This is a genomic window from Acinetobacter sp. XS-4 (genome assembly GCF_023920705.1).
In the GTDB taxonomy this organism is placed as follows: domain Bacteria; phylum Pseudomonadota; class Gammaproteobacteria; order Pseudomonadales; family Moraxellaceae; genus Acinetobacter.
This window is the reverse complement of sequence record NZ_CP094657.1, coordinates 3,039,670-3,055,355: the sequence shown is the minus strand read 5'-3', so window position 1 is coordinate 3,055,355 and position 15,686 is coordinate 3,039,670. Positions and strand designations below refer to the sequence as shown.

Annotated in this window: 14 protein-coding genes; 8 read left to right on the top strand and 6 right to left on the bottom strand. The window is 38.6% G+C overall.

Translation table 11 applies throughout. The features are described 5' to 3' along the window. Positions 1-145 precede the first annotated feature (145 nt). Positions 146-397, top strand: a complete 252-nt coding sequence (locus tag MMY79_RS14165; RefSeq protein ID WP_004793919.1) for a hypothetical protein — start codon at positions 146-148, stop codon at positions 395-397. A 60-nt stretch (positions 398-457) separates the two neighbouring features. On the opposite strand, the gene MMY79_RS14160 is transcribed toward MMY79_RS14165, so the two are convergent. After that, positions 458-859: a Cd(II)/Pb(II)-responsive transcriptional regulator gene (locus tag MMY79_RS14160; protein WP_252609564.1), complete on the bottom strand. Its 402-nt coding sequence runs from the start codon at positions 857-859 to the stop codon at positions 458-460. A 65-nt stretch (positions 860-924) separates the two neighbouring features. Between MMY79_RS14160 and MMY79_RS14155 the strand changes: the two genes are divergently transcribed. Beyond that, positions 925-1,566 (top strand): cation diffusion facilitator family transporter, encoded by a 642-nt coding sequence (locus tag MMY79_RS14155; protein ID WP_252609563.1) that lies wholly within the window; start codon positions 925-927, stop codon positions 1,564-1,566. Between the two features lie 56 nt (positions 1,567-1,622). On the opposite strand, the gene MMY79_RS14150 is transcribed toward MMY79_RS14155, so the two are convergent. Continuing rightward, positions 1,623-2,225 (bottom strand): LysE/ArgO family amino acid transporter, encoded by a 603-nt coding sequence (locus MMY79_RS14150; RefSeq protein WP_252609561.1) that lies wholly within the window; start codon positions 2,223-2,225, stop codon positions 1,623-1,625. Positions 2,226-2,330: 105 nt separating this feature from the next. Here MMY79_RS14150 and MMY79_RS14145 point away from each other — a divergent pair, with 105 nt between their 5' ends. Beyond that, positions 2,331-3,221 (top strand): LysR family transcriptional regulator ArgP, encoded by an 891-nt coding sequence (locus tag MMY79_RS14145; RefSeq protein WP_252609559.1) that lies wholly within the window; start codon positions 2,331-2,333, stop codon positions 3,219-3,221. Between the two features lie 129 nt (positions 3,222-3,350). Here MMY79_RS14145 and rsmI read toward each other — a convergent pair whose 3' ends face one another. Then, on the bottom strand, positions 3,351-4,187 hold the full coding sequence (gene rsmI / locus MMY79_RS14140; protein WP_049837709.1) for a 16S rRNA (cytidine(1402)-2'-O)-methyltransferase: 837 nt from the start codon (positions 4,185-4,187) through the stop codon (positions 3,351-3,353). Between the two features lie 208 nt (positions 4,188-4,395). On the opposite strand from rsmI, the gene MMY79_RS14135 reads away from it, so the two are divergent. The 3 genes from MMY79_RS14135 (at position 4,396) to MMY79_RS14125 (ending at position 6,449) form a co-directional block, all read left to right on the top strand. Continuing rightward, the gene (locus MMY79_RS14135) at positions 4,396-4,797 is read left to right on the top strand and encodes a YraN family protein (RefSeq protein ID WP_003652834.1); all 402 of its coding nucleotides are present in this window, start codon (positions 4,396-4,398) and stop codon (positions 4,795-4,797) included. Positions 4,798-4,874: 77 nt separating this feature from the next. Next, positions 4,875-5,582: a BON domain-containing protein gene (locus tag MMY79_RS14130; RefSeq protein ID WP_016138873.1), complete on the top strand. Its 708-nt coding sequence runs from the start codon at positions 4,875-4,877 to the stop codon at positions 5,580-5,582. Positions 5,583-5,585: 3 nt separating this feature from the next. Further along, positions 5,586-6,449, top strand: a complete 864-nt coding sequence (locus MMY79_RS14125; protein WP_016138872.1) for an alpha/beta hydrolase — start codon at positions 5,586-5,588, stop codon at positions 6,447-6,449. Between the two features lie 28 nt (positions 6,450-6,477). On the opposite strand, the gene nudC is transcribed toward MMY79_RS14125, so the two are convergent. From nudC to dnaQ, 3 genes are all read right to left on the bottom strand, one after another. Then, entirely contained in the window at positions 6,478-7,221 is a 744-nt protein-coding gene (nudC, locus tag MMY79_RS14120; RefSeq protein WP_005303431.1) for an NAD(+) diphosphatase, read from the bottom strand. Continuing rightward, positions 7,221-8,864, bottom strand: coding sequence for a chemotaxis protein (locus MMY79_RS14115; protein ID WP_252609557.1), 1,644 nt, complete (start codon positions 8,862-8,864; stop codon positions 7,221-7,223). The genes nudC and MMY79_RS14115 overlap by 1 nt, the downstream gene beginning before the upstream one ends. A 131-nt stretch (positions 8,865-8,995) precedes the next feature. Further along, complete coding sequence (gene dnaQ / locus MMY79_RS14110; RefSeq protein WP_252609555.1) at positions 8,996-10,372, bottom strand: DNA polymerase III subunit epsilon; 1,377 nt, start codon at positions 10,370-10,372, stop codon at positions 8,996-8,998. A 233-nt stretch (positions 10,373-10,605) separates the two neighbouring features. Here dnaQ and MMY79_RS14105 point away from each other — a divergent pair, with 233 nt between their 5' ends. Both MMY79_RS14105 and MMY79_RS14100 read left to right on the top strand, forming a co-directional pair. Then, complete coding sequence (locus MMY79_RS14105; protein WP_252609553.1) at positions 10,606-13,821, top strand: LysM peptidoglycan-binding domain-containing protein; 3,216 nt, start codon at positions 10,606-10,608, stop codon at positions 13,819-13,821. Between the two features lie 15 nt (positions 13,822-13,836). Then, positions 13,837-15,672, top strand: a complete 1,836-nt coding sequence (locus MMY79_RS14100) for an extracellular solute-binding protein (RefSeq protein ID WP_252609551.1) — start codon at positions 13,837-13,839, stop codon at positions 15,670-15,672. Positions 15,673-15,686 lie beyond the last annotated feature (14 nt).

The following is a 15,686-nucleotide window of genomic DNA, read 5'->3' as shown; positions in this document are numbered from 1 at the left end:
CATTTATATATCATTACCAATTTGGTCAAAAAAGATACGGAATTGACTAATTTGGCTCTTTGCTAAATGCAAAGAGATTGCTAAATTTCTGAGTTCTTGGAACCATAGCGATGATGCAATAAAAAATCATTGTGGGGAGTGTGAAATGTCAGATATCAATGATTATGAAGATGCAGAAGATTCTGCTGTAGATGAAGATGAAGCGAAAGCAGCCGAAAGCGGCGCAGCTGATGAAGAAGCAGGCAGTATGAGTGATACTGACCTTGCCGAGGCAGAAACGCTGACTGTAACTGCTAAACAGAAACAGCGCCAAGCGCTGGAAGATGAAGTTGCCGCATTTTTAGCTCGAGGTGGGAGAATTACCGAAGTTCCTCCTGATGAACATAGCGACCATTAATCTTAAAAAAGCATCACATGAGTGGTGCTTTTTTATTTGTATGAATTTACTAAAATAGATTTAAGGAGAGCTTTGTAATTCTTTTAAAATCCCACATTCATCTACTGTTCGATTGGTAGAACAGTGCTGTTTTAAATCAATTAAAGATTCTTTTAAAAGTAATAACCGTTCAATTTTTTCAGATACTTCACTTAAATATTTATCTACTAGGTTATCAATTTTTGTACATGCCTGTTTAGGCTGAGCTTTCATTTCTTTTAACGTTTTAATATCACTGAGTGAAATATCTAATTCGCGGCAATGTTTAATAAACAATAGGTCGTTCAGCGTTTGCTCGGTATAAACACGATAATTATTTTCTGAACGTTGGATACGATCAAGAACACCTACTTTTTCGTAATAACGGATCGTATCAATTGGAACATCCGCTTTTTTTGATAATTGACCAATAGAAAGACTCATAAGGCTTGACTCTGGAGCTACTCAAGGGTTTTTAATCACTATAAAAGAGTTCTTGAGGAAATAAAATGGCTGGATGTGGTTGTGCTTCAACATGTTCTCCTTCAAAGAAAGTGAGTCCACGTTTTAGAAAAGCGTTATGGATTGCACTTGTGATCAATGCTTTGATGTTTGTGGTAGAAATATTGGGCGGTTATAAAGCTCAATCTGTTTCACTATGGGCTGATGCATTGGATTTTGCCGGAGATGCAGCAAATTATGCATTATCTTTAGTTGTGCTTTCGATGAGTTTATATTGGCGCGCAACAGCTGCATTACTTAAAGGAATAACGATGACAGCTTTCGGTGTTTTTGTTATTGCGAAAGTCGTTTGGTCGTATTTTCATGGTGTTCCACCTGAACCAATGGTGATGGGAGCAATTGGTGTGATGGCTTTAATTGCTAACGTTTCAGTCGCGCTTATGCTCTATGCGTACCGTGACGGAGATGCCAATATGCGTTCTGTCTGGTTGTGCAGTAGAAATGATTCTATTGCCAATATTGCTGTGATTTTAGCGGCAGTGGGAGTGTTTGGAACAGGGAGCGTATTTCCAGATTTATTTGTTGCCTTTGTAATTGCTTACTTAGGTGTGTCCTCTGGTTATGCTGTTATAAAACAGTCACAGCAAGAAAGAAAACAGTCAAAGCTAGTGTTGGGTTCTCAAGCATAATTTTGAGCGCATAAAAAGTACCATTCAGACATGGTACTTTTTACTGTTTGAATGCATTAGATGAGAAGCGATATTGCAATACTCCACATAACGCAGCCAATAATGAAATCTAAGACTTTCCATGCTTTAGGGTTGATAAATAATGGTTTTAATAACCTTGCACCATAGCCCAAACTAAAAAAGAAAATCCAAGAGGCAACAATGCTGCCCAAAGCAAAACTAATTTTGTCTTCCAGTTGAGTTGCAACTGAACCAATTAGAACAATGGTATCCAAATAGACATGTGGGTTAAGCCATGTAAAGGCAAGACAGGTCACTAATGCTTGGGTTAAAGTCTGTTTCTGACTACTATCAAGCTCCATACTCTGGGTGGTTTTTAAGGCTGCATAGAATGCTTTCGCACCGTAGACGAATAAGAACGTTGCTCCTAAATATTTAGCGACCGTAATTAAGATGGGTGATGCTGTCATGATTTCGGCAAAACCTAATACACCAAAAGCGATTAGAATCGAGTCGGACAGGGCGCAAATTAAACATAGCCAAAATACATATTGCTGTTTAAGACCTTGTTTTAGAACAAAAGCATTTTGTGCTCCAATTGCTACAATAAGCCCGCTACCAATACCGAAACCTTTAAAAAATATACTAAGAGAGAACATAACAATAAGGTGAAAAAATCAGATGTGGGAATTATCTGACTTTTTATTAAGAAATAAGTAAAATTAAGAATATTTAGGTTTGACTAAAAAAAATTTAGGTTTGATATGTTAGATAGCAAACAGTGTGAAGCCTTTCTTGCAGTAGCAGAAGTGGGTAGTTTTGATGCAGCAGGTGAGCATTTATATATTACGCCGTCGGCAGTGTCTTTACGTGTGCAAGCTCTAGAAAAGTATCTAGGCCAAATTTTAATTATACGTGGGCGTCCATGTGTACTCACACAAGCTGGGCAAACGTTATTACAACATTTACGTCATACGAGATTAATGGAGCAAAACTTATTACAAGGTTTGATGGGGAAGTCATCTGAATCGGAATTCTATAAAATTGCGCTAGCTTCCAATGCAGATTCGCTAGCGACTTGGCTTTTACCAAGTATTCAGCAAACCCTTTTTAAAGAAAAAATAGTCTTAGAACTAAAAATTGATGACCAATCGCATACGCATACTTTATTGGAAACAGGGCAAGTCAACGCATGTATTTCGGCAGAAGAGCAGGTCATGTCAGGCTGTCTAGCTCAACCACTCGGGAAAATGCGTTATAAAATGTTGGCTTCGGCTGAGTTTGCAGCTGACAGGTTTAAACATGGTGTAAACCGTGAAACTTTAAGAAATGCACCTGCTGTAATTTTTAACCATAAAGATCTTATGCACTCAGAGGCATTACTGAAATATTATGGTTTACCTTTGCAGAGCTATCCTTACAGTTTTATTCCTGCTACAGATGCCTTTGTGAAAGCAATCCAATTAGGTTTAGGATATGGCATGGTGCCCGAGCTTCAGGTTCAATCTTTGCTAAGCAATGGAACTTTAGTGGATGTTATACCTGAAGCTGAATTCGACATTCCGTTATATTGGCACCATTGGAAAAGACAGTCTAAACAGTTAGATGCACTGACAGAGACTATTGTGGAGTCAGCAAAACACATATTAAGATAGCGATTAGATATTTTTAAAAGCCAGAAAGTTTATTCTGATTTTGAAGTAATTTTATCTGTAATATTATTATGCAAAATTCATAGAGGATGATGACAAATAGTCTGTGTCATCACCTTATCTAATTAAAAATTAAGATTGTGTTAACTCAAGCGCACGTTGATAAGCGACTTTCTTCTTAATTCCTGTTAAATCGGCAGCAAGTTGAGATGCTGCTTTAACCGATAAGTCTTGAAGTAAACGCTTTAAAAGTTCATCTAGTTTTTCTTGTTCTAGATCTGTTTTTGCAGCTGCACCACCCACAACCACTACAATTTCACCTTTTTCTTGGTTGTGGTCATTTTCAATAAAGCTGACCAAATCTTTTAAGGTCATTTTTTTAATGGTTTCAAAGGTTTTTGTAATTTCACGTGCAAACCCTACTGGACGGTCTTCACCAAATACCTGAGCCATATCTTTAATAGACTCTAAAATACGATGAGGGGCTTCATAGAAAATTAAGGTCTGGGTTTCATTCTTAAGTTTTTCTAATTGAGAAATACGTTGTGAAGCTCTAGATGGTAAAAATCCTTCAAAGCTAAAACGATCACTCGGTAAACCTACCGCACTTAAAGCAGCAATAGCAGCACATGCGCCTGGCACTGGAACAACTTTAATACCGTGCTCTTGAGCAGCACGGACTAATTTAAAACCTGGATCACTGATGAGCGGTGTACCTGCATCACTAATTAAAGCAACGCTATCGCCAGCAAGTAATTTTTGAACTAACTGCTCAATTTTATTGCTTTCATTGTGGTCATGGCATGCAGTAAGTTGAGTCGATATATTATAGTGCTTAAATAATTGTGCTGATTGGCGAGTATCTTCGGCAGCTACAATAGAAACTGATTTTAAAATATCAATTGCACGGAAAGTCATATCATCTAAGTGCCCGATTGGGGTGGCTACAACAAATAACTGAGCACTCATTTGGTTTTACTCCGTACAGATAAACAATTTTAATCGGGTAGTTTACCCGAAATTATGATTTGGGCGTGAACAATGTCTGCTAGCTCGAGCTTTTCGAAAATAATCTGATTTTCATTTGTTCGATTTATAGTTGATACGACAGATGAATTTAAGAAAATAACTTACGCATAAAAACATCTAGAGATGCTTTTCATTGGGGAAAATAAAAATGTTATTGGCGCAACAGTTGGGTAAATGGGCAGAGCAAACTGCTTTAAACCTTTTACAAGCACAAAATTATGTATGGGTCACAAGTAATTACCATTCACGCCGTGGCGAAGTTGATTTGATCGTCAAAAGAGGGCAAGAGTTAGTTTTTGTTGAAGTAAAAGCACGTACTATAGGAAATTATGGACAAGCTTGCGAAATGGTAACGTGGACAAAACAGAAGAAAATAATCAAAACTGCGATGCGTTTTTTACAGCGCTATCCATCTTATCAGGATTTTTATTGTCGTTTTGATGTGATTTGTTTTGATTTTCCACAGAAAATTGCAAAAACAGTACAGCATGACTTTTCAAAATTCCATTATGATCTGCAATGGATCGAAAATGCATTTACTTTGGATTAAGAGTTCATTACTCTTTTGAGCAAATTTAAGTCTCATGCTTTATGATCAAGCCAAGAAATTGATAGGAGTCTGGTGGAGTGTTAAAACGTATTGCTGTAACAATGCTTTGTGTCGCAAGTTTATCAGGTTGCGCAAGTTTTATTTCTGGTGGAACAGGCACAGCTCCAGTGGGCACAGATAGTGGTGTTCGCAGTCTAGGCCAAGTATTCATTGACTCTTCAATTAAACGTACAGCAAATATCAACATTTACAAACTTGATCAACGTTTCAAGCAGTCACGTATTAATATTGAAAGCTTCCACAGTACAGTTTTATTAACAGGCCAAGTGCCAGACCCGTACTTGAAACAATTGGCGGAAGACAATCTTAAAGCCATGAGTGATGTGAAAGCCGTACATAACTATATTACGGTGGGTAACAAGGTTAGCTATAACACCATCATGCAAGATGCGGGTGTAACAGCAAATACGCGTGCTCTTTTAATGAAAGCGCCAGTGGTTTCTGATAGTAAGGTTCTTGTACATACCGAAGATGGCGTGCTTTACGTAATGGGGCGTTTAAATACTGCTGAAATTAATGATTTAAATAGCGTCTTACAAAACGTCGGTAACGTCACCAAAATTGTCACTTTAATTGATAATATTGATTTGGCGCCTGCTCCAGCAGCAAGTTCTGGTAATACAACGACTACACCAATTATTAATAACGTCATTGCTCAACCAACAGTTCAAACACCTGTTGCAATTGATCCTGACCAAACAGATCCTGCTTCGACTGCACAGTAATATATGAATCTGATTGAACAAGTACAAAGCAAAATTGAACAGGCGCGAACTCTCTATAAAGATTTCCGCCTGTATGATTTGGGGAGTTTTGCTTTAAACCGTTTTACGCCAAAAGATGGTTTTGAGCAGGTTCCAAATGTTCGTTATGGCCTAAAGCCTCGCCACCGTTTGGATGTTTACCGATCTGTTAAAAAGCTAACTCATCAGCCTCTTATTGTTTTTGTGCATGGTGGGGCTTGGCAACATGGTAATAAACGAGATTATCTTTTTATTGGTGAGACATTTGCCAAAGAAGGCTATGACGTTGCTGTGATTAACTACCAGTTAGCGCCTAAAAATATTTTCCCAAGTTTTGTTGATGACCTGACTCAGGCATTGAATTATTTGCATCAAAACCAAGACAAGCTAGAAATCTCTACAGAAAATATTGTACTTATGGGGCATTCAGCAGGCGCATTTAATGTCATGTCTGCTGTTTATCACCCTGATTCAACTAAAATTGAGTGTCTAGGGAAAATTAAGGCAATAATCGGTTTAGCTGGGCCTTATCATTTTGACTATAAGGGTGACCCACTGGCCGAAGATGCTTTTGATCAAGGTATCTCTTATAAAGAAGTCATGCCATATTATTTCGTCAATCAAAATAATATTAAACATTACCTTTTGATGGCTGAAAATGATCAGATTGTGAAAAAGCACAATACTTTAGATATGGATTTAGCGCTTAGAGAAAAGGGAAATCACAGCCATATCGCCGTGATTCCTAAAACTGGGCATATTACAATTTTGGCCAGTCTCTCTAGTTTTATTAGTCATTACTTCAGGACTAAAAGAACTATTTTGCATTTTCTTGAAGAAGTGTTTTAAACGAGAATATCGCCTAAAACACGGCAGATTACCCGGCTTGGGTAATCTGCATAATCATAGAATGAGCAATACTACCTTTAAATGGAATTTCAGGTAATTGATCAATTTTGAAGAATTGTGCATCTGCAATTTCTTCTTCTTGCAGCTTAATTTCACCAGACTCATATTCTGCTCTAAACGCAACCATAAGGTTACTTGGGAAAGGCCAAGGTTGACTTGACATATATTGAACATTTTTGAGTCTTAGGCCTACTTCTTCAAAAGCTTCGCGTTGTACCGCTTCTTCAAGAGTTTCTCCAACTTCAACAAAGCCTGCAATCAAACCATACATGTTAGTTTTGTTGTGGACTGACTTCGCCAGCAAGATTTCATCATCACCTCGAGTAATGACGGTAATAATGCATGGGTTCACACGAGGATATTGATGATAGCGACAAGAAGGACACACCATTGCATATTCAGTTGGATGAACTTCTGTTGGGTGTCCGCAGTGACTACAAAACTTATGATTGCGTCGCCATTCAAGTAACTGTACAGCACGGCTTGCTTGCAAGAACTGTTCTTTTGACCAACTTGTAATGAGTTGGCGAATTGGAACCAGTTGTAAGCCTTCGGGGATAGGTTCCTCAGCAAGCAAGTCACGTGCAATGACCTGCTCATCATGAGTGAAAAGTAAATCACTTGCTAACTTTTCGACTTTGGGTAGTTGAAGGTTTTGATCAACCAGTAATTGTTGATGATGAAAAATATAAGCAAGTGATAATTCAGACATTAAGCTGCCTTTTCTTGAAGTTGTTGACTACTCGACAATGCTACATTAAACATGGATTGTAGAACAGGTTGTTTATTTTTTAAATTGTCAACCAACATGTCAAGGCCTGCTAATACGTTAAAAATACAGTGAATTTGGTCTGTATTAAAAGGCTGGTTTTGTTCAAGTTGTTGTTGAACAAATTGAGCAGTTTGAAGTAAAGCATCTTGTTGAATGTTACTTCCTAGAAACTCGGCCGCGCCTGCTAGCTCTTTTAGTGAACCTGCAATTGCTTCAATATTTTGTGTCTGATCATTTGCATATAACGTAAGGCTCTGACAAATAAAATCAATTAAATTTTTTGTCTCGGTGAGTAAGGCTTGATGTGCCTCATCAAGACGATCTAAGGAAATATTCGTATTGTTCACGTTAAGTTGTAAGCGACTAGACGTATATTGGCGTACCAAAATACCAATTGAGTTCATGGCAGACAAAATGCTGTCCATAAGCTGCTGTGCATAGTTTTCATTACTTAATATATTAAGCTGACTTAAACTACTCGCTTGTTGAGAAAGCTCAACTGAGGCTTCATCAAGGTTAAGTAGCTTAAATGTATATGCAAGTTGTAAAAGACTCGTTTGTAATTGCTGGGCTTTTTCAGTCGACATATTTTGATAGTTATATTCAATATCGTTACGCACTTTGTTCATTTCGCTCAAAATTAATTGGCTTACAGCATGCATGGTGTCGAAATCAGGGCCAAAAAGATGGCGGCTTAAAACCAGTAGTTGGGTGTCTGTCGGTGTTTCATCGCCTATATGAAGTTGGTTGCGAATATGCTGAGCAACTTCATCTTCTTGAGCGATAACTATACTTAAAATATCTGCAAGCGCAGGCAAATCAGGCTTGAAAGTTTCCGGTGTTGCTAAGAACTGACCAATATAACTTTCAATATTAATGAGCACACGTAGGCGTGAATCATTTAAAAGCAAGTTATCAATATGGTCAAAAGCATAATTTACGAGTTGCCAATATTGTTGGCTTGGCTGGTGTTTTGCCATGCTGACCAAATAGGTACCGATCAGTTTAAACGCTTGATAATGATGAGTAGCTTCTGTTTTATTTAAAAATTGATGCAGAGATAGTTTATAGAGTTGATGGATAAACTGAGTTTTTTCATTAATGAATACTTTTGGTAATGGAAGTTCAAGCGAAGCATTTGCAAGTAAAGGAGCAATCGCTTGTCCAGAAGATGTCAGTGGTTTATTTAAAGCTAATTCTAAATTATTTAAGGTATTAAGAAGAAACTGAGGTACTTGTAATTCACGCAAGCAGATAAATTCAATATATCGTTTTACCATGGTTGTGCCTTCACTCAGCGCAACGACATCATCAGTATTAATTTGCGTTGGTTTCGCAATAATTTTTTGCATCAACTCAGTTGAATATTGAGTGATTTTTGCAAGATAGGGGATATCAATTAAACGTAGGACTTGAGTGCATTGCTTAAATTGTTCTAATGCATCATCAATACCAAAAGGGAGCGTTTGTTCTTCAATTAATGTACTTACTGCACCTTCAACCAGTTTTATTGAGCGATCAATTTCATGTTTAATGATGAGTAAAGCTGTTGGATCGAAATGAATCGAAGTATGCTCAGACATAAACGTTCCCCTTTGAAAAAAAATCAATTGTTATATTCGTAGTGCTCGGTAATTTGAGCTAAAAATCTATGTGACTAATATAACTTAACTTACAAAGGGGAAACGCTAAAAAACGCTAAAGAATCAAAAATTTATTTTGCAAAAAGGCAAGGTTCTCCATGTTTTTTCTCAAATTCTTTGACCCAAGTCTCATGTGTATTTAACTCTTCTTCAGAAGGAAGAATAACTGGTAGGTCAATTTGAACTCTAGTTTTATTTGTTGTGTTCTGGCTATTTTCACTTTGGGATAAGGCATCTATATCAAAAGAAACCTGTCCACCTGTCATTGCTAGATAAACGTCTGAAAGAATTTCAGCATCGAGTAATGCACCGTGGAACGTACGGTCACGTGCCGGAATTTCATAACGTCTTACAAGGGCATCAAGCGAGTTTTTTTGTCCCGGATGTTTGCTTTTTGCTAAAGCTAACGTATCTGTTACCTCACATACTTCCGAAAGCGCGGGAAGACCAGCGCGTCTAAACTCCATATCAAGGAAGTTCATATCGAAGGTTGCGTTATGGGCAATAATCTCTGCGCCTTTTAGATAGTCAAAGAGCGTGTCAGCAATGTCTGCATAGAGCGGTTTATCTTTTAAGAAATTATCACTGATACCATGGATATTTTCTGAGTCGCCCACTGGTTTTTGCGGGTTAATATAAATATGAATTGAGCTACCGGTAAGTTTCCGGTTAATCATTTCAATAGCGCCCACTTCAATAATTCGGTCGCCATCTTGGAAATAAAAACCAGTGGTTTCCGTATCGAGAATCAGTTGTCGAGGCCCTTGTAATTGTAATTTGGCTTCAGTCACAACAATTTGAGGATGAATATTATTAACGGGTTGCTTACTTTCTGGCTCAGTAGCTTCAACTTCAATAACTTCTTCTTCCACAATAATCATCTCAACTTCTTCGGGCTGTTCAAGATCAATATTATCTTCTTCGGCTACTTCTGCCATATCAAACCCAAAAGGGTCATCAAGCAACCAATCCTCTTCAGGCTTTTTTATATCTTGCAGGGCAGTCGCTTGAACTGTTTTTTTTTGAAGTGCAGTTTGATCGGCTCCGATATTTGCAAGCTCATCGGCCATTTCGTTGCCTGCATGTCCAGCATGGCCTTTAATCCAATGCCATTCAATATTTCTACCAGCACATACAGCATCTAATTTTTGCCAAAGGTCAGGGTTTTTTACATCTTTCCAGTTTTTCTTTTTCCAGCCATGAATCCATTCAGTAATGCCTTGCTTCACATAATTTGAATCTGTCCAGATAATCAAGTGAGCATCGGGTGGGCAAAATGAAACACCTTCAATCGCAGCTGTGAGTTCCATACGGTTATTGGTCGTATCTGGTTCGCCGCCAAATAATTTATGTTCACCCTGTTCGGTAATGACATATGCGCCCCAACCACCTAAACCTGGATTGCCACGACATGCACCATCAACATACAGTGTGATTGTTTGAGACATAAATCGAAACCTAAACTAAAAGAAAAAGAACTGAATATGGTGTATTGTATACGCAAAAAGTTCGGTTCCATCGTTACAAAGCAAGGTTTTTTTAATTTCTTGTAACATTTCCATGCAAATGACATCAAATTATTGCCTTGTCTATCTTGCACGCTTTACTACAATGGCATCGAAGACCTAGGGTTTGTGGCCAGACCCCAAAAAAATATTACGCGAGTTGTTTGGAAGTTTTTATGTATAAACCAACCACATTTGTGTGGCAGCCATCTGCGGCATCATTGTTCAAAATTACCGTACTTAGCTCTGCTTTAGCTGCGTTGGGTATTACAACAGGCTGTTCATCGACTCCGCAATCTGCAAAAACCTCAAAATCGAAACAGGTCAGTGGTGCAGGTTATTTAGATGCGAGTAGTCTTGACTCTTTGGAAGACTTACTTTCAGCAACCGATATGCGCGCTGTAGAAGGTGATCGTCTGCTTATTTTGAAGCATGGTGATGTCTGGAAGCGTATGTCAGTTGGTTTCAAAATGGACTTGAATCATTGGGATTCACGTATTGAAGCTCAGCGTAGCTGGTTTATTTCTCGTCAGCCTTACCTTGATCGCTTGAGTGCTCGTGCCAGTCGTTATTTGTACCATACTGTGAAAGAAGCAGAACGCCGTGGCCTACCGACAGAACTTGCATTATTACCAGTAATTGAAAGTTCTTATGACCCAGCTGCAACAAGTAGTGCAGCGGCAGCGGGGCTTTGGCAGTTTATTCCAAGTACTGGTCGTATTTATGGCTTAAAGCAAACTGGTATGTATGATGGGCGCCGAGATGTGGTTGAGTCGACTCGCGCAGCTTATGAGTTTTTGGGAAGTCTCTATAACCAATTTGGTTCTTGGGAACTTGCTTTGGCGGCTTATAATGCTGGCCCGGGACGTATTCAACAGGCGATTAACCGTAACCAAGCTGCTGGTTTACCAACTGACTATTGGTCATTAAAATTACCTCAAGAAACAATGAACTATGTTCCACGTTTCTTAGCTGTTGCTCAAATTATTAAAAATCCAAAGGCTTATGGTGTAGAACTACCGCCTATTGCAAATAGACCGCATTTCCGTGAAATAACTTTATCTGCGCCTTTAACTTTAAATGAAATTGCTTCTACAGCAGGATTAAGCCGTGCAGAACTTTATGCATTGAACCCAGGATATCGCGGTGAAGCAGTAGACCCTGCGAGTCCAATGCGTATTTTGATTCCAGCAGATTTAAGTCCTTCAATTGATAATAAATTAAAAGGAACAAAATCGGGTGGTAGCTCAGGTTGGTGGGCAAATGTAACTTCACCGTCTACACCGACAACTGTTCGTCCTTCTACTACAGTGACAACAAGAACAACTCCAACAACACAAGTTCAGCCAGTTAAACCTTCTTCGCCAGTGAAGAATACTTCAACGACTTCAAAATCTACACCACGTGGTTCCGATGCGTTGGCTGCCTTTGCAGCATCAGCGGATGTACCAAGTGCGCCGCGTATTCCTGTAGCTGTGACCAATGCAGCTAACATTACCAAGCCTGTTAAGATGGAGCCACCAATTTCGGCTTCTGAACGTGAAAAGATTTTAGCCGCAGTTCGCGCTGAAGGTGAAAAAGAGACTGTAGATCAAGCTTTACAACCGCAAGCAACTCAAGCTGAAAAAGATCAAGTCGTTGCTGAGTTAAAAGCAATCGCGCCTAAAGGAACTGAAATTGTCGATCCGTATGATGGTAAAATTAGGTTAACTGCAATTCAGACAAGCCAGTCAGTTGCAGAGCAACAAGGTAAAGAGGTAAGTAGAGGTTTTGCTTATCCAAAAACTTTAGCTGAAGACGTGACCGTAGCTAATTCTGAAGACGGACAGCGTAATAAAGACAAACCTTACATTAAGACTGATACTGATGTAGTGGTTGTACAGCCTAAAGGTAAGCGTAGTACCTATACGGTTTTACCGGGTGATACGTTAGCCGTTATTGCAATGAAAAACGGCGTAAACTGGCGTGATGTTGCTAAGTGGAACCAAATTGACCCTGAAAAGACGTTATATGTAGGTTCAACGCTTTACCTTTATGATGCTAAGCCACAAGAAACTCAAACTACTTCTAAAAGTACAGCTAAACCAGATGTATATGTAGTTGAAGCTAACGACAGTTTAAGCGGTGTTGCTAATCAGTTTAATTTGTCAGTAAGACAGTTAGCTGAATATAACGATTTATCAGTAACAGATGGTCTATTTGTTGGGCAAAAATTACTGTTAAAAGAGCCGAAGAATAGTCGCTCAAGTACGAAAGTTGAGCCGAAAGCAGTTCAAGCAAATGCAAAGCGTATAGCAACTAAAAGTTATACTGTGAAGCGCGGTGAATACCTTAAATTGATTGCAGATCGTTATGCGCTCTCTAATCAGGAACTTGCTGAATTAACGCCAGGTTTATCTGCGGGTAGTAACTTGATGGCTGGCCAAAAAATTAATGTGCCTACACAAGATATTTCTGTAGATGAAGTTGCTGAAACTAAAACTTCTAATAAATCTGAGAAAGCTACTGCTAGTATTTCTTATAAAACAGAAGGCTATAAAGTGCAGCGTGGTGATACTTTATCGAGTATTGCAACTAAATCAAAAATTAGCTTAGCTGAGTTAGCTGAGTTAAATAACTTAAAAGCAAATAGCCATGTACAGCTTGGTCAAACTATAAAAGTACCAGCTGGTGTGAGTGTTCCAGAACAGTACGTTGTAAAGTCAGGTGATAGCTTAAATGCGATTGCGAGTAAATATAACTTGCAAACAGGTTATTTGGCTGACTTAAATGGTTTGTCTCGTACTGCTGGGTTGCGTGCTGGTCAACGTTTAAAACTCACAGGTACAGTTGAAGAAGAAGCACCAACTAAGCCTTCTAAAAATACTAAAGAAGAAACACCAGAAACTTATACAGTCAAATCTGGTGATAGCTTAGGTAATATCGCTAACCGTTACCACTTACAGCTGGACTACCTTGCTTCATTAAATGGTCTTTCACGTACCAGTAGCGTTCGTGTAGGGCAACGTTTAAAGCTAACAGGTGATGTACCTACAGTAGAAACAGCTAAAGTAGATACCAAGTCTTCAACTAAAACAGTTGCAGCGGGTAAAAATACTGAAAGATATACTGTGAAATCTGGTGAGTCTTTAAATAGTATTGCGAGCCGTGCAGGTATTTCAGTGCGTGAACTTGCTGAAATGAATGCATTAAAAGCGAGTGCTAATTTACAGCGCGGCCAGAATATTGTGATTCCAAAAACTGTTGTGGAATACAAGGTGAAGCGTGGTGATACATTAATTGGCCTTGCTAGTAAATATGGTTTAGAAACCAATTTCTTGGCTGAGCTGAATAATTTGACACCTTCTACCCAGCTTCGCATTGGTGATGTTATTAAAGTGCCTAATTTATAAAATAATTAGCAACTTATGCATAAATTATATTTTCAACTGAGCCTGCTAGTCGGGCTCAGTGTCGTTTCTCATGCTGTTTTTTCTGCACAGCAAACCACCTCATATATAGCGATTCATTCCAAGCCTAAATATTTGGGAATGATGGCTATGCCATATGCAAACCCCAGTGCTCCGAAAGGTGGTGTGTTAAGTCAGGCCGCTCAAGGAACTTTTGATAACCTCAATAGTATGAATGGTAAGGGGAATGCAACAGAGGGCGTGAATTATCTTTTTGATACTTTAATGACGCAGTCGCTAGATGAGGTCGGGGTTTTATATCCGCTTTTAGCCGAGAAAGTGAGTTATGACCCAGAGAAAACGCAGTCTGTTACTTTCTATTTAAACCCAAAGGCGCGTTTTAGTAATGGGCAGCCAGTCACTGCAGCAGATGTTAAATTTAGTTTTGATGCCTATCAGACGAAGTCTAATTTAGGCTTACAGATGTACCTTGCTGATTTGGCAAAAACAGAAGTAATCAATGCTCATCAAGTAAAGTTTAGTTTTAAGTCTACTCATAATCCTAAAATGCCATTCATTTTGGCAACCTTACCCATTTATTCAAAAGCAGATTGGCAAAAAAGAGATTTTAGCCGAATTACTCTACAACCGATTATTGGTTCGGGGCCATATGTAGTTGAACGAGTTGATGCAGGTAGAAGCATTAGTTATAAAAGAAACCCGAATTATTGGGCAAAAGATTTGTCTATTAACAAGGGGCGTTATAATTTTGACCGATTAAAATATGTCTATTATCGAAATTGGGATATTGCTTTTGAAGGATTTAAATCTGGGCAATACACTTTGCATGAAGAAACTAATCCTAAAAAATGGGTAACAGATTATCGTTTTCCAGCCGTAAAAGCGGGACTTGTTACTCAATATAAGTTTCGTCACCATAACCCAATTGCCACTGAAAGTTATGTTTTTAACACACGACGAAAACCTTTAAATGATATTCGTTTTAGACAAGCCTTAACTTACGCCTATGACTTTGAATGGCAAAATAAAGCTTTGTTTTATGGACAGTATCAACGTCTTCAAAGTTATTTTGAAAATAGTGAATTGGCAGCAACGGGGCGACCTTCAAAAACTGAATTAGAGTTGTTAAAACCGTTATTGCCTAAGTTATCTCTACTCATGCAGCAAGGTATTTTAGCAGACTGGAAATACCCAGTGTCGGATGCCAGTGGGTTCAACCGTCAGAATTTGTTAACTGCACGGCAATTACTTATACAGGCTGGCTATAAAGTTAAAGAAGGGCAATTATTTACGCCAGAAGGGAGAAAAGTTCAGCTTGAGTTCTTAATTCAGCAAGATGGTAAACAACGAACACTTCTACCTTTTATTCGTAACTTAAAAAAGTTAGGCATTGTAGTTAATTTGCGTCAGGTCGATGCTCCGCAATATTTAGAACGGACTCGTCGTTACGATTTTGATATGACCACAATGAATCTGCCACAATCTCTCAACCCAGGCAATGAACAAACACAATTTTGGGGAAGTATCGCCGCAGCGCAGGATGGAAATTACAATTATGCGGGTATTCGCAACCCAATAATTGATCAAGTGATTTCAAAACTTGTTGCGAGTAAAAGTCGTGAACAACAGATTATTTATACTCGCATTCTCGATCGATTGCTTAGAGCTGGTTATTATCAAATTCCGACCTATGGTAAAGGTGAAAACTGGTATGCTTATTGGAATATGTATCAACAACCTAAAGTTAAACCAGCACTCTCTTCCGGAATAGAATATTGGTGGAGTGATGCAAACAAAGCCAAAACAGTTGCCAAATATTTACATCAACAATAAAAAGCACCTGCCAT

Coding starts and splice junctions, on each gene's coding strand:
- MMY79_RS14165 (WP_004793919.1), top strand. CDS start 146: ATGTCAGATATCAATGATTATGAAGATGCAGAAGATTCTGCTGTAGAT.
- MMY79_RS14160 (WP_252609564.1), bottom strand. CDS start 859: ATGAGTCTTTCTATTGGTCAATTATCAAAAAAAGCGGATGTTCCAATT.
- MMY79_RS14155 (WP_252609563.1), top strand. CDS start 925: ATGGCTGGATGTGGTTGTGCTTCAACATGTTCTCCTTCAAAGAAAGTG.
- MMY79_RS14150 (WP_252609561.1), bottom strand. CDS start 2,225: ATGTTCTCTCTTAGTATATTTTTTAAAGGTTTCGGTATTGGTAGCGGG.
- MMY79_RS14145 (WP_252609559.1), top strand. CDS start 2,331: ATGTTAGATAGCAAACAGTGTGAAGCCTTTCTTGCAGTAGCAGAAGTG.
- rsmI (WP_049837709.1), bottom strand. CDS start 4,187: ATGAGTGCTCAGTTATTTGTTGTAGCCACCCCAATCGGGCACTTAGAT.
- MMY79_RS14135 (WP_003652834.1), top strand. CDS start 4,396: ATGTTATTGGCGCAACAGTTGGGTAAATGGGCAGAGCAAACTGCTTTA.
- MMY79_RS14125 (WP_016138872.1), top strand. CDS start 5,586: ATGAATCTGATTGAACAAGTACAAAGCAAAATTGAACAGGCGCGAACT.
- nudC (WP_005303431.1), bottom strand. CDS start 7,221: ATGTCTGAATTATCACTTGCTTATATTTTTCATCATCAACAATTACTG.
- MMY79_RS14115 (WP_252609557.1), bottom strand. CDS start 8,864: ATGTCTGAGCATACTTCGATTCATTTCGATCCAACAGCTTTACTCATC.
- dnaQ (WP_252609555.1), bottom strand. CDS start 10,372: ATGTCTCAAACAATCACACTGTATGTTGATGGTGCATGTCGTGGCAAT.
- MMY79_RS14105 (WP_252609553.1), top strand. CDS start 10,606: ATGTATAAACCAACCACATTTGTGTGGCAGCCATCTGCGGCATCATTG.
- MMY79_RS14100 (WP_252609551.1), top strand. CDS start 13,837: ATGCATAAATTATATTTTCAACTGAGCCTGCTAGTCGGGCTCAGTGTC.